A 17,278-nucleotide genomic window follows, 5' to 3' on the forward strand; every position below is an offset into this window, starting at 1 on the left:
GATTTCGGGATCTTTTCAGTAAAGCACCATGGGAACGATCATGTGGGCGGACCCGGTTCCGTCAGCACTTTCCTGAACGTTTCCACCAGCGGTCGCAAATTGATCCGGTGCCACGCGGCCCACAGCGGCGTGGTGAAGGAAATCCATGGCACTTCCCGCAGCACCACGCCGGGCGGTGCATTGCGGCTCAGGCCTTTCTGGATCATGGCGATGCCCAGCCCCGATGCCACCAATCCCAACGCGGTAAACGGTTCAGTGGCTTCCATACGAATGTCCGGGGTGAAACCGGCGCGGATGCAGGCGCTGACGAAGTCGTCGCGGCTGGCGGCGTCCTGGCGGGGTTGCACGCCGATCCATTCCTGATCGGCCAGGTCTGCCGGGGTCAGGGTTGAGTGGTTCGCCAAAGGATGGTGCTGGGGCAGGGCCAGCAGCATCGGATCGTCCAGCACCTGAAAACCCAGCAGGTCCGGGTCGTCGGCGACGGGCGGTTCGCTGACCAGTGCGATATCCAGACTACGCTGACGCAGGCCTTCGAGTTGTTCGGCGGAATTGAGGTTGTACAGCGCGACGTGGACGTTCGGCCGGTCGACCCGCAGTACCCGCAAGGCATTCGGCAAGACGCCGGCGTGCATGGCGTTTTCGATGTAGCCGATGCACAAGCCGCCTTCTTCACCACGACCGAGGCGCTTGCCCAGGGATTCCAGGCGATTGGCGTGGGTCAGCAGGGCACGGGTTTCGGCCAGGAAAGTCTGGCCATCGCGGGTCAGGCGAATGCGTTGTTGGCTGCGTTCAAACAGGGTCAGGCCCAGGCGCTCTTCGAGCTGGGCGATCTGCCGGCTCAGGGGCGATTGGGAAATGTGCAGGCGTTCGGCGGCGCGACCGACGTGTTCTTCTTCGGCGACGGCGACGAAGTAGCGCAATTGGCGGATGTCGATCATGTCAGACCTATAGGGACTCAAGTGCTGCACATTATGTCTTGGACGGTCCGACCATCGCAATCTAGCATCTGCTCAACGGTCACCTCTGATGACCCCTGACACTCAAGAGGAAAAACCCATGAGCTTGAAAGACAAACTACCTGGCACCCTCGGTTTCGGTACCGCCCCATTGGGCAACATGTTCCGCGCCATTCCTGAAGAAGAGGCGATGGCCACCGTGCACGCTGCCTGGGATGCCGGCGTGCGTTACTTCGATACCGCACCATTTTACGGTTCGGGCCTGTCGGAAATTCGTCTGGGCACCGCGCTGGCTCAGTACAACCGGGATGACTATGTACTCAGCAGCAAAGTCGGCCGGGTGATCCTTGATGAAGTCGAAGACGCCGCAGCCCGCGACTTGGGCGAAAAAAGTGGCGTGTTCGAACACGGTCGCCCGAACAAGATCGTCAACGACTACAGCGCCGACGCGACGATGCGCTCCATCGAAGACAGCCTCAAGCGCCTGCAAACCGATCGTCTGGACATCGTCTGGGTGCATGACATCGCCCAGGACTTCTACGGCGATCAATGGCTGGAATACTTCAATCAGGCCCGCACCGGCGCCTTCAAAGTACTCACCCGCTTGCGCGAAGAAGGCGTGATCAAGGGCTGGGGCCTGGGCGTGAACAAGGTTGAACCGTGCGAACTGACCCTGGATCTGACCGAAGCCCAGCCAGACGGTTTTCTGTTGGCGGGTCGCTACACGCTGCTCGACCACGATCGTGCCTTGCAACGTCTGATGGACGCCGCGCTGGCGCAGAACGTCGAGATCGTGGTCGGTGGACCTTACAGCTCGGGCATTTTGGCCGGTGGTACACACTTCGAATACCAGAAGGCCAGCCCGGCGATCATCAACAAAGTCGAGCACATCAAGCGAATTGCTGCCGCGCATGGTGTCGACATCAAGGCGGCTGCTTTGCAGTTCTCGTTGGCTAACCCGGCCGTAGCGGCGGTGATCCCGGGGTCCAGCCGTCCGGACCGGATTGCTGAAGACGTTGCCGCGATGTCGGCCGTCATTCCCACTGTTTTCTGGCAGGCAATGCGCGACGCGAAACTGGTGTCTGAACGCGCACCCTTGCCGATTATTGGAGGTTGAGCATGAAAATCGATCTGACTGGAAAACTCGCCATCGTCAGCGGCAGCACCGCCGGCATTGGCCTGGGCATCAGCAAGGCGCTGGCCGAATCTGGCGCCACGGTGGTGGTAATCGGCCGCGAGACGGCCAAGGTCGAACAGGCGCTGGCGAGCATTCGCCAGAGCGTGCCGGGCGCGCAACTGCGTGGCCTGACCGCTGACTTGGGCACTGCCGAAGGCGCCGAGTTGTTGTTCGCCGCCGAACCACGAGCGGACATCCTGGTGAACAACCTCGGGATCTTCAACGACGTGGATTTCTTCGACGCACCGGACAGCGAGTGGACGCGCTTCTATGAGGTCAACGTGATCTCCGGCGTGCGCCTGTCACGGCATTACGTGCCAGACATGGTCAAGCAGGGTTGGGGTCGGGTGATCTTCGTGTCCTCGGAATCCGGGATCGCGATCCCGGCCGACATGCTCAATTACGGCGTGACCAAAAGCGCCAACCTGGCGGTGTCCCATGGTCTGGCCAAGCGGCTGGCGGGCACCGGGGTGACGGTCAATGCGATCCTGCCTGGCCCGACGTTGACCGATGGGCTGGAGCAGATGCTCAAGGACGCCACCGCCGAATCCGGGCGCAGTGTTCGGGAAGAAGCCGACGCCTTCGTGCGCAAGGCCCGGCCGAGTTCGATCATCCAGCGCGTGGCGGATGTCGAGGAGGTCGCGAATCTGGTGGCTTATATCGCCTCGCCGCTGTCTTCGGCGACGACTGGCGCAGCTTTGCGGGTCGACGGCGGCGTCGTCGACAGCTTGGCAATCTGAACCTTATTGATTGAGAGAGAAATTTCATGGCTACAGCATCAGCATTCATCGACATCCCGGCGACCGCCGACCAGGTTTGGCAATTGATTGGCGGCTTTGACTCGCTGCCGGACTGGCTGCCGTTTATTCCCAAAAGCGAGCTGAGTGAAGGCGGCCGGGTGCGTAGCTTGCAAACGGCGGACGGGGCGGTGGTGGTTGAGCGGTTGGAGGCGTTTGATAACGCTGGGAAGACTTACAGCTATTCAATTTTGCAGGCGCCGTTTCCGGCGACTGACTATCTGTCGACTATCCGTGTTGAAGCGCAGGGGCAGGGCGCGCGAGTGACCTGGTCTGGGCGGTTTGCACCTGTCGGTGTGAGTGACGAGGAAGTGGCGGCGCTGTTTACCGGTATCTATCAGGGTGGCCTGGAGGCGTTGCGCGCCAACTACCCGGCCTGACCCTGAACTGATCGTTTCCCACGTTCAGAGCGTGGGAACGATCAGTCACTGAGCCGGCAATCTAAGCTCCGCGCACAACCCACCGCCCTCACGATTACTCAACGTCAACGATCCCCCGATCGCCAACGCCAACTGCTGTGCAATCGCCAACCCCAACCCGGTCCCGCCGGTGCTGCGGTTACGTGAGTTCTCCACGCGATAAAACGGTTCCATCACCTGGGCCAATTCCTCCTCGGCAATCCCCGGACCGCGGTCCATGACCTTCACCGACAAACTGCCGTCAGCCTTCGCTTCCACCCACAATTCGGCGGCGCCAGCGAACTTCAGCGCGTTGTCCGTCAGGTTCACCAGCACTCGCCGCAAGGCGTGCGGCCGGGTGTTGATCACCGCGTCACTTTTACCGCCGAGCTGCACGTCTTTGCCCATGTCCTGATAGTCGAACACCAGGCTGTCGAGGAACGAATCCAGATTGGTGCGACGACTTTCTTCGGTGGCGCCATGAACGCTGCGGGCATAGGCCACGCCTTCGCGCACCAGGTGTTCTATCTCGCCAAGGTCATTCCAGAGTTTGTCTTTCTCGGCTGAATCGTCCATGAATTCGGCGCGCAGTTTCATGCGGGTGATCGGGGTTTGCAGGTCGTGGGAAATCGCCGCCAGCAGTTGCATGCGCTCCTTCAGGTAAGCGGCGATGCGCGCCTGCATCGAATTGAAGGCCATGGCGGCATGCGCGACTTCGGTCGGGCCTTTTTCGTCCAGGTGCACCGCGTGGGTGTTGGGGTCCAGGGTCTCTACCGCTTGGGCGAGGCGGGTGAGGGGGCGGATGGCGATTCTCACGGCCAGCCAGGTGCAGATGAGCATCAGTGCCAGTTGCCCCAGCAACACGATGGGTAACCACGGCGACAACGGCACCATCGAGGGTCGCACGTCGATGGTCACCGGGCTGCCGTCCGCCAGTTTCAGGTGGACCTGAAAATGTTTATCCGGCCCGGGGATGTCGGTCACCGTCATCGGGTAATCCTTGCCGATGGCCTCTTTGATCGACGTCATCGCAATTGGCGAATCGCTCATGGGCATGCCCGGCGAGCCTTCGTTCAATAAATAGCGGTAGTTACGTCGATCCAGTTGTTGCAGCCAGCTCATGCGTTCTTCGGCCGGCAAGCGGTCGAGGATGGCGATGGAGGTCGAGACGTCGGTTTCCAGATTGCCCAGCATGGTGTTCTTCGTGCTTTCGTACCGCTCGTAGTACTGCGCGCCGAAAGACAGCGCCTGCGCGAGAATCAAGCCGATCAGGAAGATCAGCGACAGTCGCGAGGCGAGGGTGCGGGGCCAGCGCATCGCGAGATTCATGACGGTGCCCCGAGGACTTCCACCGGCAAGGAAAACACATAGCCTTCGCTGCGCACGGTTTTGATGTAGGCCGGTTCGCGGGCATCGTCCAGCAGTCGCTGGCGCAAGCGGCTGACCAGCAAGTCGATGGAGCGGTCGAACAGGTCGGCATCGCGGCCTTGAGTCAGGTTCAGCAATTGATCGCGATTGAGCACTCGCTGAGGATGATCGAGGAACACCCGCAGCAACCGATATTCCGCGCCACTGAGCGCGACCATCGTGCCGTCCTCATCGAGCAAGTGCCGGGCCGAGGTGTCCAGGCGCCAGCGTCCGAAGGCCAGCAGGCGACCGCTTTCGGTGACCACCAGGTTGGGCGGCAGCATCCGCGTGCGGCGCAGCACGGCGTTGATTCGGGCGAGCAGTTCACGGGCGGCGAATGGCTTGACCAGGTAATCGTCGGCACCCATTTCCAGGCCGATGATGCGGTCGGTTTCGTCGTTGCGCGCGGTGAGCATCAGCACCGGCGTGGCCTTATGTTTGCCGGCGCGCAGCTCACGGCACAGCATCAGGCCATCGTCGCCCGGCATCATGATGTCGAGCACGATCAGGTCCACCGGCGTGGATTCCAGAAACGTGCGCATCTGCCGTCCATCCGCCACGACGGTGGTGCGCAGGCCGTTTTTCTTGAGGTAGTTGCCTACCAGTTCCCGGATCTCGCGGTCATCGTCCACGATGAGAATGTGATCGACGTGTTCCATTTGGCCAGGCCTCTGTAGGTGGGGGATGTCGCGCAGTCTATCGAGCCTTGGCCCGCTCGCCCGCAGTCCTTTGTATTGCAGTGTATCTGGCATATCGGCGGATACACGTGGACGCAAAAACACCCATTTTCAGTGCTTTTGTATCGCTGTGTATCCCGGCCCGGTTTTGATACGTACCGATTTACACGCGCCTGTTCCCGACACAGTCGGGATACCTCGCGAGCTTCTAATAGGTTCCATCGAGGCAAATCAAGTCGCCTCGGCCCAATCAACGATTGACCTATTGAAGCCTTGAGGAAACCGCCATGAACACCAAAGCCGTCTACGCCGCTTGCCTGTTTGCCGCCCTGAACATCTGCACCTTGTCGGCCCGCGCCGAAGCCGATGTCTCCGCTAAAACCTACACCTACGGCACGCACCTGGACATCAAGAAAGTGGTGTCGCTGACACAGGACGCCTCGACTTCCTGCGGGGTTGTGGATGCCCAGCTGACTTACCTGGACTCCCATAACAAAACCCAGGTCCTGGACTATCGCAAATTTGCTGATGGCTGCAACTCGGACAACTGATTGCTGCGCTGACCCATCGCCCATCCCAATTGAAACAGGAAGAACATCATGATCAACGTCACCCGCTTTTTGACTGCCATTGCCTTCTCCGTGGCTGGCGCCGCTGCCCATGCCAACGCTGCTGTTGAACAAAAAAGCTGTGGCAGCGCGACTTGCTTTCAATTGACGCCGGTGGGGGAGAAGGGTGGGGACGCCTTCCTGGTAGAGAACGGTGGTAGCCGGACTCCGCAGGGGCAGTTGTTGGGTAACCAGACTGCTTGAGGGTGTCAGTGAGAACCACCCCTCACCCCAGCCCTCTCCCCATGGGGGAGAGGGGGAAAGGGGGTAGATCTCCATGCTTTTCAAAATCTGAGTTCGACTCGTAATCGCAGGTCGCGGAGTTTCTGCCAAACCACTCAATCAACCCCCTCGCCCCTCTGGGGCGGTCCGACGTTTCGGGAGGGTTAGGGTGAGGGGTGGATTTCGAATCCTAACCACCATTTTTAAGGTGACAGCCATGTTTCTCATCGCTTTCCTGGGCGGCATTTTGACCGTCCTCAGCCCCTGCATCCTCCCGGTCGTGCCGTTCCTGTTCGCCGGTGTTAAACGTACTCGTTCCTCGATCCTGCTCACCCTTGGCGGCATGGTCCTGACCTTCGCCCTGATTTCCAGCCTGGCCGTGGTCAGCAGCGAGTGGGTGGTACAGGCCAACAACACCGGTCGCCACGTAGCGCTGATCGTGATGGTGCTGTTCGCCCTGTCGCTGATTTCCGCCCGTGTCGGTGACTGGCTGGCCCGTCCCTTCGTGGCGCTGGGCAACCGCCTCGATCCGGACACCCGCAAAATGTCCGGCCCGTTGAGTTCGCTCATGATCGGTGTTGCCACCGGTCTGCTTTGGGCACCGTGTGCCGGGCCGATTCTCGGGGTCATCCTCACGGGAGCCATGCTGCAAGGCGCAAACGCTCAAACCAGCCTGTTACTGGTGGCGTACGGCCTGGGCAGCGCATTGTCCCTGGGCACCTTGATCTTCGCCGGTCGCGGCCTGGTCAATCGCCTGAAAGCGTCGATCCCGGTCACCGGTTGGCTGCGTCGTGGTACGGGGGTTGCGGTGCTGGCGGCTGCGGCGGTGATTTCCACCGGTGCCGACAAAACACTGCTGGCCGGCACATCGTCCGAAGGCGTCAGCAGCATCGAGAAAAGTGTGTTGGAAACCGTACCGAAAGTCGTCGATTACTTCGTCAGCAAGGTCAACGCAGAATCGTCCATGGACAACGCCAAAGGCGCGATGCCGTCAATCGCCGGCGCAGTGCAATGGCTTAACTCGCCAGCCCTGACCAACGAGTCCCTGAAAGGCAAAGTGGTGTTGGTGGATTTCTGGACCTTCGACTGCATCAACTGCCAGCACACCTTGCCGTACGTGAAGGACTGGGCGAAGAAATACGAGAAGGATGGCCTGGTGGTGATCGGCGTCCACACCCCTGAATACGGTTTCGAGCGCATCATCGACAACGTCAAGGATCAGGTGAAAAAGCTCGGCATCACTTACCCGGTGGCCATCGACAACAACTACGCGATCTGGCGCAATTTCGACAACCAGTACTGGCCGGCTCACTACCTGATCGATGCCAAGGGCCAGGTGCGTTACACCCACTTCGGTGAAGGCAGTTACGAGACTCAGGAGAAAGTGATTCAGCAGTTGCTGGAAGAGGCTAAAGCACCCGCTGCGTAACGCTTCACATCAATGGCTCACAGGCTGTGAGCCGTGGGCCATTGGTTTTTTCTCCTGACTGCGCCGCCACGCCGCCGGTGGCGCTCCATACTCTCGACGAAACGCCCGACTGAACGCCGTGTCGGTCTGGTAGCCCACCTCTTCGGCAATCCGCATCAACGAGCTGTTACTGCTGCGTAACAGGTTGGCCGCCAGCAACATCCGCCATTGCGTCAGGTACTGCATCGGCGAACTTCCCACCAGCTGCTGGAAGCGCTCCGCCAACACCGACCTTGAAGTGCCGGCAGTGCGCGCCAGTTCATCCAGCGTCCAGGCGTGACACGGTTTTTTGTGCAAGGCGTTGAGGGCGGCGCCAACGATCCGGTCGCTCACTCCCGCCAACCAACCGGTGCGACCTTCGCCCTGTTCGTGCATGTACAGGCGCAGCACCTCGATGAACAACACCTCGGCCAGTTTCGCCAGCACACCTTCGCCGCCGGGGCGGGGCGAGCGCGCTTCGGCCAGCGCATAACGGACCGACGATTCCAGCCAGATACCGGCATTCGAGCCGCGCACATTGACCCTGACGATGGCCGGCAACCCGGTCAGCAACATGCCGGCCAGACGGGTATCGCACGCCAGATAGCCGCACACCAACCGTGTTACCGCGCCACCACCGCCATAGCTCAATTGCCGTGGACGCCGCGCCAGCACCACGTCCAGCCGCGCACCGGTGGCAGGCGCGAGCCCAGGTTGTGAGCTCATGCGATGGGCGTCTCCCTGGGGGAAAACCACCACGTCGCCAGCCGTCAGCAGGAGCGGGGGATCATCACCCAGTTCGACGTAACACTCGCCTTCGGTGATCAAGTGGAAGATCACCACGCGTTCGGCGCCGGGCTCCAGAAACGGCGCCGCTGTGTCTGCGCTCGGCGATTGGTAGCACCAGGGGGCGGTGAACCTGGCATTGATAAAAATCGCGCCGACCAGGCGGACGACGCGCAGCGTCTGGGACAGGGCGTCCATGGGGTTTTCCCGTACGGGCAGATTCTTTCGATTGTGAGCCTGTGGCCGCAAACCGTGAAATCTCCGGACGATCGGGCAGGGTTGGCCGACGATCGGGCAGGACGCCAGCGTTGCCCGGCGCGATAGTTGGCACACAGGGTCTGCCGACCCTGTCATCAATAACAAGAATGAGAGGTTGCCATGCCTAAGTTCGTTATAGAACGCGAGATTCCGGGTGCTGGAACACTGTCAGAAAGGGATTTGAAAGCGGCTTCGCAAAAGTCCTGCAGGACGTTGCGCGACTTGCCAGAGGTGCAGTGGCAGCAAAGTTATGTCACCGGCGACAAGCTCTACTGCGTGTACATCGCGCCCAACGAAGAGTTGATCAAGGAACACGCCAGGCAGAGCGGTTTCCCGGCCAACCGCATTTCCCAGGTCACGGCCATCATCGATCCCACCACGGCCGAATAAGCCGGGTTGCATTCCAACCCGCAACGGAGCGGAATTCATGAGTACACCCATTGATCTTACTGCCTTGAAAAACCGTCAGATGGCCTCTTGGGCCAGTGGCGACTATGCCGTGATCGGCACCACTTTGCAGATCGTCGGTGAGCAGCTCGCCGAGGCCTGCGACCTGCTTTGCGATGAACGCGTGCTCGACGTGGCCGCCGGCAACGGTAACGCGACGCTCGCTGCCGCGCGCCGTGGTTGCCACGTCACCTCCACTGACTACGTGGCCGCGCTGCTGGAACGCGGCGAAGACCGGGCCAGGGCAGAACGCCTGGAAGTGACGTTTCAAGTGGCCGACGCTGAAGCCTTGCCGTTCGAGGATGCCAGCTTCGATGCCGTGCTTTCGACTTTCGGGGTGATGTTTACGCCGGACCAGCCCAAGGCCGCCGCGGAACTGGCACGGGTCTGTCGCCCCGGAGGGCGGATCGGCCTGGCGAACTGGACGCCCGAAGGGTTTGTCGGCCAGATGTTCAAGACCCTCGGCCGCCACCTGCCGCCACCACCGGGCGCTCAACCGCCTTCGCAGTGGGGCACCGAAGCCTGGCTGCACACGCAGTTCGACGAACGTGATTTTCTGCTCCAGGTGACGCGCAGGACCTTCAACTTTCGTTACCGCTCGGCGGCGCATTTCATCAATACGTTCCGCACCTGGTACGGCCCGGTCCACAAAGCCTTCGCGGCGCTGCCACCTGAAAGCGCCCAAGCGCTGGAAAACGACCTGACCGAACTGATCAACCGCATGAACAGAGCGGGAGATAAATCGCTGGTGGTGCCGAGTGAATACCTGGAAGTAGTCATCACCCGGCGCTGAACTGCCAACACAAAATCCCTGTGGAAGTGAGCTTGCTCCCACAGGGGTTTGTGGTGTCCGGTTGGGTAATCACTCATCCAGCCGCTCGGTGTACACCACCCAAACGCTGCACGGCATTTTGTACAGCAGATGCTCCACCGTACTGCCGATCAGCCGGCCCATGCCGCGATGGCCGATCCGGCCCATGACAATCACATCAACGTCATAGGCATCGACATAGCGGGTGAGGACCTTGGCCGGGTTGCCCATGATCATGTGCCGCTGCTCCGGCGCGATGCCGTTGCGCTCGGCCAGGTCGTTGAAGGCATCCTCCTGGTAATCGAACACGGTCCTGGCCTTGCCCGACGAGAAAAACGCCGACCCGTTGTCGAAGCCGAATTCGTCGGCGCTGATGGATGAAAGGTCATAGGCGTAGACCACATCGAGCTCGGCATTACAGGCGCTCGCCAGTTTCGCCGCCTCGTGAAGGATCCGGTCGTTGAAGGTTTTGTAATGGTCATCGCGATGAAAAGGGTCGACCGCCGCGATGATCTTTCGCGGCAAGGCGTGCACGGCGTGGCTGACGAAATGCAGCGGCACCGGGCATTCGCGCAGCAAATGCACATCGAGCGGGGTAAACATCAGCCGTGACAGCAGCGATTCGTGCTCCAGCGCCTTGATCAGCACGTCCATCGGCTGCTCTTTGAGGTGAATCAGGATTTCCTCCAGGGGGCGTACGACCCAGGCCACTTCGGTGGTGACATGCACCCCGATTTTGCGCAAGGGGCGGGCCTGTTCCTCCAGCCATTGGCGGTGGCGCTCGACGTAGCCCACGCGCATCTGTTCCAGGGCCTTTTCGTTGACCAGACTGGCGGTCGCCAGGCCTTCCAGATAATCGAAGGCGACGATGTGCAGCGCGGCGTCTTCGGCCTTGGCCAGTGCGGCGGCCCTGTCGAAAGCGGGGCTGTGTTCCATCAGCGGTGATGCAACCAGCATGAAGCGGGATTGACCAGACATGACGAACCTCCCGTGGAATAGCCGCCCGACGTGCGGCTCGTGCGTCGTACATCCAGTCTCTAAGTATTGACCATGATCAACCTGCCGTCCGTAAACCGGGGGCAGGCTGAGGTTCGTGCTGCACTTCCTGGGTCATTCAGAAACTGAACCGCTGCAAAATAACGCCCAGTCCGTCGGACATTGCCTTGAGTTCCTGGGTGGTTCGCACGATCCCGCTTTGGGCGGCGGCGTTCTCTTCCACACTTTGCGCCACTCTTTCGACGTTGCAGGCGACTTGCTCACTGGCGGTGCGCTGTTCCTGCAGCGACAACGAAATGAAGCTGACGGCGGCAGCGCTGCTCAATCCCTGTTTGGAGGACGCAGACAATTGCAGCGTCGCACCCTCGATCTGCTCGGAGGCCTGGCTGATCTTGCCAGAACTCTGCCGAGCCGCTGACATTGAGCCGCTGAACTGAAAAAACCGGATACTGTTTAGATCGATTATTTCTTTCGGTTATTTATATAGCTGTTGTTTGCATATCCATTACCCATAAAGCCGCGTCATGGCTGTGCATGTATTCGTTTTGACAGCGGCTTGTTCGTTGTAGCAGCCATTGTTGCCCTGAAGACCACACTAGGGCGGTTCCAACATCCATTTTTGCTGCTCGGTCATCATCTTGTCGCCTCTGCGTCAGTCCTTAGAATCGGCGCCATCAGCTTCGTCCAATTATTTAATGATTCAGGGAGCAACACCAAGATGAATGCCATGCCAATGCAAATGCCGATGAACACCACCCTGCCAATGATGCCGATGATGGGCATGCCGATGATGATGGCGACCATGACCTGCGAAATGATGGACGACGGCATGATGTGCAAGATGATGCCGGCAGCGGGCATGGACATGGCCATGTTCAAGAACAGCGCTGAAATGATGCAGATGATGATGAACTGCGGCATGCCGATGATGATGCATTGCGGCAACATGAGCATGATGTGCATGTCCCAGGCGAGCATGGCCATGCCGATGATGAGCACCATGATGCCAATGCCGATGATGGGCATGCCGATGCCATCGATGAAGTGCGTGATGGAATGCACGCTGATGGCCGACTGCATGATGTGCAAAATCATGCCGATGGCGGGCATGAACATGGACATGATGAAAAACTGCTGCACCCTGATGATGAAAATGATGAACGACTGCAGCATGCCGATGATGATGAGCTGCAATGGCATGCCGCTGATGTGCTGCACCTGCTGATCCTCAGCGACAGACATTAAAAAAGCCCGGCAGGGGTTAAACCTGCCGGGCTTTTTAATGCCTGCTTTTTTTCAGTCCAGGCGTTCCGGGTACGTCACCACCAGATAGGCCACCGCCTCGCTGTCGGCCGGGTTGCGGTAGCGGTGGGGCTGGTCGGCATAGAACAGGATCGAGTCGCCAGTGGAGAGCAAGTAGCGTTCATCGTTGACACTAATTTCCAGCACGCCCTGCGACACCACCAGGTTTTCCTGCACGCCGGGGCCATGGCCCTCGGAGACGTCTTCACCGAGCGGGCTCAGGCGCAGTTCGTAAAACTCCGATTGGCGCGCTACGTCGAACGGGAACAACGCACGGCTGACAAAGGCGCCGCTGGCACTGACCAGGCGTTTGCTCTGGCTGGCCGACAGCACCGCCACGCCTTCGAAGGCCCGATGCTCAAGAAACGCGGCCACCGACACCTTCAAGCCCTTGGCAATTTTGCACAGCACCTTGATCGACGGCACGCTGCGCCCGGATTCGATCTGCGCCAACATGGCCCGGCTGACACCGCACTGTCGGGCGAGGGCGTCGAGGGACAGATGACGCTTGCCGCGCAGACGTTGCAGGTTCTGTGCGACCCGTTCGCAGATCGGGTCTTCTTCCAGTGGTTCCAGGTTATTCAAATCCAGCACGGGTTCGTCGGCGCTCGCCAGAAAGCGCGAGGGTTGCTGCGCGTTCATGCGTGACGCGTCTCGGTGGCTTTAGCGGCTTGCACCCACTGAAAAGCCTGTAAACCTGCATTGCGTGCATACATTTCCCACATGGCCCGCGCCCGTTGCTGAGCCTGTTTGCGTTTGCGGTAGCTGGCGAAGTCGATGAGGTTGTCAGTCGGATTCATGGGGCACTTCACTGTGGTGATGAATGACGGGATGAGCTGAGAGTACGCGGATATTTTTATAACGATAAATACTGATTTTGTATTTATTAATGCTTTTTGGTTCTTATAAAAGCGACGCATCCACTCAAGTGAGCGCAAGTGTTGGTGAGGCAACAGGGTTTAGGCAGGCTGTGCTCAAGCGATACAGGGCGCTGGATCGATAGATTCGTTTAACACATTGATAAATAAGTAATTAGTGGCTGGCACGGAGGCTGCAATGGCTGTTGGCAGACAGCACTCCGAAGGATGGCCACATGACCCATACATTGCCCCAGACCTTGTTGCTACAAGCCGAAACCCGTGGTTCGGCGATTGCCCTGCGCTACAAACGCCTGGGCATCTGGCACGTCCGTAGCTGGCGCGAATTGGCAGAGGATGTCAGACGGCTCGCCGCTGCTTTACATCAACGCGGGTTCAGTCGCGGCGATGACTTGCTGATCATCAGTCAGGCACGTTCAGAAGCGTTGTTGCTGGCACTGGCCGCGCAGTGGCTGGGGGGCAGCGTCACGCTTTTTGACCCTGATCTCGACAATCGACCGCTGTTGACCCGACTGAAACCGGCCTTTGTGTTGGCCGAAGCCTTGGACGCTGTGCAACAGGTACGCAGCATCGATACACCGCCACGGGTGTTGCTGTTCCTGGACGGGCGTGGACTGAACACGGCCGAAGATCGCGCACTGAACGCTTATGCCGAGTTGTCCGTAGGCGTAACGACGGATGCACCCGCGCCCGTCAGTGACTCGGCAGCCACGGCGTTTGTTTTTCATCCTGCCGGCCTTGGTCAGCCCCAGCGTTTGAGCCATGGGCAGTTGCTGGACGGCGCACGCAAGTTGGTGGCGCGAGAGTCGCTGAGCGCCAGCGAAGAAGCGCTGGCGGCCCGGGTGTTCGCCGCCAGCGGTCAGGCGCGTTACTTGCTGGCGCCGTGGCTGGGCGCCGGCTTCTGCTTGAACTTCCCTGAGGCCCTGGCCACGCGCGACACCGATCGCCGCGAGCTCGGGCCGACGCTGGTGCTGGGTACCCGCGAATCCTATGCCCGCCTTGAGTTCTGGGCCCGGGAGCGCCTGCCGTTGCCAGGCACCTTCAGCCATCGTCTGTACCGCTGGGCGATGGTGCCGGAGGTGAACGGTGTTCGCCGCTGGCTCGGTCACTGGCTGATCCGCCGACCGTTGCTCGACGTACTGGGCATGAGCCGCCTGCGCGTACCGTTGTTGGTCGGGCCAGCGCTGAGCCCAGAGAGCGCCGAGTTCTTTGGTGCGCTGGGCATCCGCCCAGGCAACTGGCAGGAGCCATTCACCCCTCGGGCACTGGTCGATGCGCCAGCCCTCCTGATTTCTCAATCCGTCTGACGAGCCCCCATGAGCGCAACCACTGAATCCGTATTACTGCGGCTCGATGACATCTCCCTGTCGTTCAAGGGCGTCAAGGCCATTACGTCCATCAGCTTCGCTGTGAAGGCCGGGGAAATCTGCGCGCTGATCGGCCCCAACGGCGCCGGCAAAAGTTCGCTGCTGAATGTGATCAATGGCGTCTACCAGGCCCAGAGCGGCAGCGTCAGCTACGCCGGGCAGACGCGTCGACGCATGCGCCCGCACCAGGCAGCCGAGCGAGGCATTGCGCGGACCTTTCAAAACATCGCGTTGTTCAAGGGCATGAGCGTGCTCGACAACGTGCTGACCGGTCGCAACCTCAAACGGCGCAGCAGCTGGGTCGAGCAGATGCTGCGCCTGGGACGTGCCCCTCGCGAGGACGACGAACAACGCCGCCACGCCGAAAAGGTCATCGAGTTTCTGCGCATCCATCCCTGGCGCCATGTGCTGGTGGGTAAGTTGCCGTATGGATTGCAGAAGCGTGTCGAACTGGCCCGAGCCCTGGCCGCTGAGCCGAGGTTGCTGCTGCTGGATGAACCGATGGCCGGCATGAACGCGCAAGAGAAGGGTGAGATGAGCCAGTTCATCCGTGACATCAACCGTGAGTTCGGCACCACCGTTGTGCTGATCGAGCATGACATCGGTGTGGTCATGGGGCTGTGCGATCACGTGGTGGTGCTCGATTACGGTCGCAAAATTGGTGACGGCACCCCTGAGCAAGTGCGCGCCAACCCCGACGTGATCGCGGCCTATCTGGGCACGCGGCGAACCCGCACGGAGCGCCACTGAGCATGGAATTTTTCTTTGAAGTGCTGATTGGCGGGTTGCTGGCCGGCGTCATGTATTCCTTGGTGGCCATCGGTTTTGTGCTGATCTACAAGGCCTCCGGTGTGTTCAATTTCGCCCAGGGCGCGATGGTGCTGTTCGCCGCGCTGACCTTTGTCAGCCTGCTCGAACGCGGCTTTCCATTCGTTTTGGCCTTTATCGTCACCCTGGCGAGCATGGTGGTGCTGGCGTTGCTGGTCGAGAAAATGGTCCTGCGGCCCTTGGTCAATCGCCCGCCGATCATCCTGTTCATGGCCACCCTCGGGCTGTCGTACATGATCGAAGGCCTTGCGCAGTTTCTGTGGGGGGCTCAGGTCCACGGCCTGGAATTGGGCATCGCCGATGAGCCACTGGAAATCCGCGGCATGTTGCTCTCGCAATTCGACCTGTTCGCCGCGGGCACCGCTGCCACCCTGGTGATCGCCTTGTCGCTGTTGTTCAACAAGACCCGGGTCGGTTTGTCCTTGCGAGCGGTGGCCGATGATCCGCTGGCTTCCTTGGCGGTAGGCATTCGCCTGCCACGGATCTGGGCGCTGGTGTGGGCGGTGGCGGGTTTCGTCGGGCTGGTCGCGGGGCTGCTCTGGGGCGCTCGTCTTGGGGTTCAGTTTTCCCTGTCGCTGGTGGTGCTCAAGGCGTTGCCGGTGCTGATCATCGGCGGTTTCTCCTCGATTGGTGGCGCCATTGTCGGCGGGCTGATCATCGGCGCGGCGGAAAAACTCGCCGAGATTTACCTCGGCCCGATTATCGGCAGCGGGATCGAAAACTGGGTGCCTTACGTCCTTGCGTTGCTGTTCCTGTTGGTGCGGCCTGCCGGGTTATTCGGTGAGCGGGCAATCGAACGGGTCTGATTTTCTTTCAAGGAATACTTCCATGCTTTATCGAGAAGCCGGTCAACTGAGCACCACCTACGCGGCAGAGCGGCGCACGTTTCGCTTGCGCCAGGACCGTCTGGGTTTGTGGCTACTATTGGGCTTTGCGTTCTTCGCGGTGCCTTTGCTCGGTAATGACTATTGGTTCAGCGCGATTCTGGTGCCGCTGCTGGTGCTGTCCCTGGCGGGGCTGGGTTTGAACCTGCTGACCGGCTATGCCGGACAACTTTCACTGGGTTCCGCCGCGTTCATGGCGGTGGGAGCGTTTGCGGCCTACAACCTGCAATTGCGAGTGCCGGGGTTGCCGTTGCTGGTGAGTTTTGCCCTGGGCGGGGTGATCGCCGCGCTGGTGGCCGTGCTCTTCGGTTTGCCGAGCCTGCGGATCAAGGGTTTTTACCTGTTGGTGGCGACCTTGGCCGCGCAGTTTGTCGTGGAGTGGGTGCTGACCCGGTTCAGCTGGTTTACCAACGACAACGCGTCCGGGGTTATCACCTCGCCACCGCTGCTGATCGCCGGGCTGGATTTCAGTTCGCCCCGTGGCCGTTACCTGTTGACCCTGGCCGTGGTGGTAGCGCTGTTCTGGCTGGGCAAGAATCTGGTGCGCAGTGAGTTGGGCCGCAACTGGATGGCGGTGCGCGACATGGACACGGCCGCGGCGGTGATCGGTATTCGTCTGTTCAAGGCCAAGCTGCTGGCGTTTGCCATCAGCGGCTTCTACCTCGGTGTTGCCGGTTCGCTGTGGGCGTTCGCCTATTTGGGCACGGTGGAGCCCCACGGCTTTGATCTCAGCCGCTCATTCCAGGTGTTGTTCATCATCATTATCGGCGGCCTGGGCAGTGTGCTCGGCAACTTTCTGGGCGCTGCGTTCATCGTGCTGTTCCCGATTCTGTTGGCCAATGTCTTTGGGCTTTTACCCTCGGGGCTGATCGATTCCGGGCAGTTGGAAAACATTCAGAAAATGCTCTTCGGCGCACTGATCATCGCCTTCCTGATCAAGGAACCCGAAGGCCTGGCGAGGCTCTGGCAGCGTTTTCGTCAACGCGCGCGGGTCTGGCCGTTGCGTTACTGATTCCTTTTATCCCTGACAAA

Annotated in this window: 21 protein-coding genes; 13 read left to right on the forward strand and 8 right to left on the reverse strand. The window is 60.3% G+C overall.

Annotation, left to right across the window (positions count from 1 at the left end; translation table 11 throughout):
- Window positions 1-38: 38 nt before the first annotated feature.
- On the reverse strand, window positions 39-938 hold the full coding sequence (locus tag QF010_RS10075; protein WP_429510383.1) for a LysR substrate-binding domain-containing protein: 900 nt from the start codon (window positions 936-938) through the stop codon (window positions 39-41).
- Window positions 939-1,056: 118 nt separating this feature from the next.
- Here QF010_RS10075 and QF010_RS10080 point away from each other — a divergent pair, with 118 nt between their 5' ends.
- From QF010_RS10080 to QF010_RS10090, 3 genes are read left to right on the forward strand one after another with little or no spacing between them, the layout of a single operon-like run.
- Window positions 1,057-2,073 (forward strand): aldo/keto reductase, encoded by a 1,017-nt coding sequence (locus QF010_RS10080; RefSeq protein WP_429533050.1) that lies wholly within the window; start codon window positions 1,057-1,059, stop codon window positions 2,071-2,073.
- 2 nt (window positions 2,074-2,075) lie between these two features.
- Window positions 2,076-2,873: an SDR family NAD(P)-dependent oxidoreductase gene (locus QF010_RS10085; RefSeq protein WP_033060280.1), complete on the forward strand. Its 798-nt coding sequence runs from the start codon at window positions 2,076-2,078 to the stop codon at window positions 2,871-2,873.
- 26 nt (window positions 2,874-2,899) lie between these two features.
- The gene (locus QF010_RS10090; RefSeq protein ID WP_429533051.1) at window positions 2,900-3,310 is read left to right on the forward strand and encodes an SRPBCC family protein; all 411 of its coding nucleotides are present in this window, start codon (window positions 2,900-2,902) and stop codon (window positions 3,308-3,310) included.
- A 45-nt stretch (window positions 3,311-3,355) separates the two neighbouring features.
- Here QF010_RS10090 and QF010_RS10095 read toward each other — a convergent pair whose 3' ends face one another.
- Window positions 3,356-4,657: a sensor histidine kinase gene (locus tag QF010_RS10095; protein ID WP_033060283.1), complete on the reverse strand. Its 1,302-nt coding sequence runs from the start codon at window positions 4,655-4,657 to the stop codon at window positions 3,356-3,358.
- Entirely contained in the window at window positions 4,654-5,394 is a 741-nt protein-coding gene (locus QF010_RS10100; protein ID WP_033060285.1) for a response regulator, read from the reverse strand. Before QF010_RS10100 ends, QF010_RS10095 begins: the two co-directional genes overlap by 4 nt.
- Before the next feature lie 305 nt (window positions 5,395-5,699).
- Here QF010_RS10100 and QF010_RS10105 point away from each other — a divergent pair, with 305 nt between their 5' ends.
- The 3 genes from QF010_RS10105 (at window position 5,700) to QF010_RS10115 (ending at window position 7,671) form a co-directional block, all read left to right on the forward strand.
- The gene (locus tag QF010_RS10105) at window positions 5,700-5,963 is read left to right on the forward strand and encodes a DUF2790 domain-containing protein (RefSeq protein WP_429510378.1); all 264 of its coding nucleotides are present in this window, start codon (window positions 5,700-5,702) and stop codon (window positions 5,961-5,963) included.
- A 48-nt stretch (window positions 5,964-6,011) separates the two neighbouring features.
- On the forward strand, window positions 6,012-6,224 hold the full coding sequence (locus tag QF010_RS10110; protein WP_429533052.1) for a hypothetical protein: 213 nt from the start codon (window positions 6,012-6,014) through the stop codon (window positions 6,222-6,224).
- A 235-nt stretch (window positions 6,225-6,459) separates the two neighbouring features.
- Complete coding sequence (locus tag QF010_RS10115; RefSeq protein WP_033060291.1) at window positions 6,460-7,671, forward strand: cytochrome c biogenesis protein DipZ; 1,212 nt, start codon at window positions 6,460-6,462, stop codon at window positions 7,669-7,671.
- Window positions 7,672-7,680: 9 nt separating this feature from the next.
- Here QF010_RS10115 and QF010_RS10120 read toward each other — a convergent pair whose 3' ends face one another.
- A complete protein-coding gene (locus QF010_RS10120; protein ID WP_429533053.1) occupies window positions 7,681-8,673 on the reverse strand; it encodes an AraC family transcriptional regulator in 993 nt (330 codons plus the stop codon).
- A 180-nt stretch (window positions 8,674-8,853) separates the two neighbouring features.
- Between QF010_RS10120 and QF010_RS10125 the strand changes: the two genes are divergently transcribed.
- Complete coding sequence (locus QF010_RS10125; protein WP_033060295.1) at window positions 8,854-9,123, forward strand: DUF4242 domain-containing protein; 270 nt, start codon at window positions 8,854-8,856, stop codon at window positions 9,121-9,123.
- A gap of 37 nt (window positions 9,124-9,160) precedes the next feature.
- On the forward strand, window positions 9,161-9,973 hold the full coding sequence (locus QF010_RS10130; protein WP_033060297.1) for a class I SAM-dependent methyltransferase: 813 nt from the start codon (window positions 9,161-9,163) through the stop codon (window positions 9,971-9,973).
- Between the two features lie 69 nt (window positions 9,974-10,042).
- On the opposite strand, the gene QF010_RS10135 is transcribed toward QF010_RS10130, so the two are convergent.
- Window positions 10,043-10,969 (reverse strand): universal stress protein, encoded by a 927-nt coding sequence (locus tag QF010_RS10135; RefSeq protein ID WP_429533054.1) that lies wholly within the window; start codon window positions 10,967-10,969, stop codon window positions 10,043-10,045.
- Window positions 10,970-11,105: 136 nt separating this feature from the next.
- Complete coding sequence (locus QF010_RS10140) at window positions 11,106-11,408, reverse strand: hypothetical protein (protein ID WP_429533055.1); 303 nt, start codon at window positions 11,406-11,408, stop codon at window positions 11,106-11,108.
- Between the two features lie 297 nt (window positions 11,409-11,705).
- On the opposite strand from QF010_RS10140, the gene QF010_RS10145 reads away from it, so the two are divergent.
- Window positions 11,706-12,212, forward strand: a complete 507-nt coding sequence (locus QF010_RS10145) for a hypothetical protein (protein WP_080932069.1) — start codon at window positions 11,706-11,708, stop codon at window positions 12,210-12,212.
- 71 nt (window positions 12,213-12,283) lie between these two features.
- Here QF010_RS10145 and QF010_RS10150 read toward each other — a convergent pair whose 3' ends face one another.
- On the reverse strand, window positions 12,284-12,931 hold the full coding sequence (locus tag QF010_RS10150; RefSeq protein WP_008156932.1) for a helix-turn-helix domain-containing protein: 648 nt from the start codon (window positions 12,929-12,931) through the stop codon (window positions 12,284-12,286).
- Window positions 12,928-13,089 carry a hypothetical protein gene (locus QF010_RS10155; RefSeq protein ID WP_008156931.1) on the reverse strand — a complete coding sequence of 54 codons (162 nt, stop codon included), beginning with the start codon at window positions 13,087-13,089 and terminating at the stop codon, window positions 12,928-12,930. The genes QF010_RS10150 and QF010_RS10155 overlap by 4 nt, the downstream gene beginning before the upstream one ends.
- A gap of 293 nt (window positions 13,090-13,382) precedes the next feature.
- On the opposite strand from QF010_RS10155, the gene QF010_RS10160 reads away from it, so the two are divergent.
- From QF010_RS10160 to QF010_RS10175, 4 genes are read left to right on the forward strand one after another with little or no spacing between them, the layout of a single operon-like run.
- Window positions 13,383-14,474: an AMP-binding protein gene (locus QF010_RS10160; protein ID WP_429510374.1), complete on the forward strand. Its 1,092-nt coding sequence runs from the start codon at window positions 13,383-13,385 to the stop codon at window positions 14,472-14,474.
- Between the two features lie 9 nt (window positions 14,475-14,483).
- Entirely contained in the window at window positions 14,484-15,284 is an 801-nt protein-coding gene (locus tag QF010_RS10165; protein ID WP_429510373.1) for an ABC transporter ATP-binding protein, read from the forward strand.
- A gap of 2 nt (window positions 15,285-15,286) precedes the next feature.
- Window positions 15,287-16,168 (forward strand): branched-chain amino acid ABC transporter permease, encoded by an 882-nt coding sequence (locus QF010_RS10170; protein WP_429510372.1) that lies wholly within the window; start codon window positions 15,287-15,289, stop codon window positions 16,166-16,168.
- Between the two features lie 22 nt (window positions 16,169-16,190).
- On the forward strand, window positions 16,191-17,258 hold the full coding sequence (locus tag QF010_RS10175; protein WP_429510371.1) for a branched-chain amino acid ABC transporter permease: 1,068 nt from the start codon (window positions 16,191-16,193) through the stop codon (window positions 17,256-17,258).
- Window positions 17,259-17,278 lie beyond the last annotated feature (20 nt).

The sequence above is a fragment of the Pseudomonas silensiensis genome, from assembly GCF_050434865.1.
Taxonomy (GTDB): Bacteria; Pseudomonadota; Gammaproteobacteria; order Pseudomonadales; family Pseudomonadaceae; genus Aquipseudomonas; species Aquipseudomonas fluorescens_W.

Excerpts from the sequence above, each read along its gene's own strand:
- QF010_RS10160 (WP_429510374.1), top strand. The coding sequence starts at position 13,383 with ATGACCCATACATTGCCCCAGACCTTGTTGCTACAAGCCGAAACCCGT.
- QF010_RS10100 (WP_033060285.1), bottom strand. The coding sequence starts at position 5,394 with ATGGAACACGTCGATCACATTCTCATCGTGGACGATGACCGCGAGATC.
- QF010_RS10075 (WP_429510383.1), bottom strand. The coding sequence starts at position 938 with ATGATCGACATCCGCCAATTGCGCTACTTCGTCGCCGTCGCCGAAGAA.
- QF010_RS10130 (WP_033060297.1), top strand. The coding sequence starts at position 9,161 with ATGAGTACACCCATTGATCTTACTGCCTTGAAAAACCGTCAGATGGCC.
- QF010_RS10125 (WP_033060295.1), top strand. The coding sequence starts at position 8,854 with ATGCCTAAGTTCGTTATAGAACGCGAGATTCCGGGTGCTGGAACACTG.
- QF010_RS10170 (WP_429510372.1), top strand. The coding sequence starts at position 15,287 with ATGGAATTTTTCTTTGAAGTGCTGATTGGCGGGTTGCTGGCCGGCGTC.
- QF010_RS10150 (WP_008156932.1), bottom strand. The coding sequence starts at position 12,931 with ATGAACGCGCAGCAACCCTCGCGCTTTCTGGCGAGCGCCGACGAACCC.
- QF010_RS10080 (WP_429533050.1), top strand. The coding sequence starts at position 1,057 with ATGAGCTTGAAAGACAAACTACCTGGCACCCTCGGTTTCGGTACCGCC.
- QF010_RS10095 (WP_033060283.1), bottom strand. The coding sequence starts at position 4,657 with ATGAATCTCGCGATGCGCTGGCCCCGCACCCTCGCCTCGCGACTGTCG.
- QF010_RS10155 (WP_008156931.1), bottom strand. The coding sequence starts at position 13,089 with ATGAATCCGACTGACAACCTCATCGACTTCGCCAGCTACCGCAAACGC.
- QF010_RS10140 (WP_429533055.1), bottom strand. The coding sequence starts at position 11,408 with ATGTCAGCGGCTCGGCAGAGTTCTGGCAAGATCAGCCAGGCCTCCGAG.
- QF010_RS10090 (WP_429533051.1), top strand. The coding sequence starts at position 2,900 with ATGGCTACAGCATCAGCATTCATCGACATCCCGGCGACCGCCGACCAG.
- QF010_RS10110 (WP_429533052.1), top strand. The coding sequence starts at position 6,012 with ATGATCAACGTCACCCGCTTTTTGACTGCCATTGCCTTCTCCGTGGCT.
- QF010_RS10115 (WP_033060291.1), top strand. The coding sequence starts at position 6,460 with ATGTTTCTCATCGCTTTCCTGGGCGGCATTTTGACCGTCCTCAGCCCC.
- QF010_RS10135 (WP_429533054.1), bottom strand. The coding sequence starts at position 10,969 with ATGTCTGGTCAATCCCGCTTCATGCTGGTTGCATCACCGCTGATGGAA.
- QF010_RS10105 (WP_429510378.1), top strand. The coding sequence starts at position 5,700 with ATGAACACCAAAGCCGTCTACGCCGCTTGCCTGTTTGCCGCCCTGAAC.
- QF010_RS10085 (WP_033060280.1), top strand. The coding sequence starts at position 2,076 with ATGAAAATCGATCTGACTGGAAAACTCGCCATCGTCAGCGGCAGCACC.
- QF010_RS10175 (WP_429510371.1), top strand. The coding sequence starts at position 16,191 with ATGCTTTATCGAGAAGCCGGTCAACTGAGCACCACCTACGCGGCAGAG.
- QF010_RS10145 (WP_080932069.1), top strand. The coding sequence starts at position 11,706 with ATGAATGCCATGCCAATGCAAATGCCGATGAACACCACCCTGCCAATG.
- QF010_RS10165 (WP_429510373.1), top strand. The coding sequence starts at position 14,484 with ATGAGCGCAACCACTGAATCCGTATTACTGCGGCTCGATGACATCTCC.
- QF010_RS10120 (WP_429533053.1), bottom strand. The coding sequence starts at position 8,673 with ATGGACGCCCTGTCCCAGACGCTGCGCGTCGTCCGCCTGGTCGGCGCG.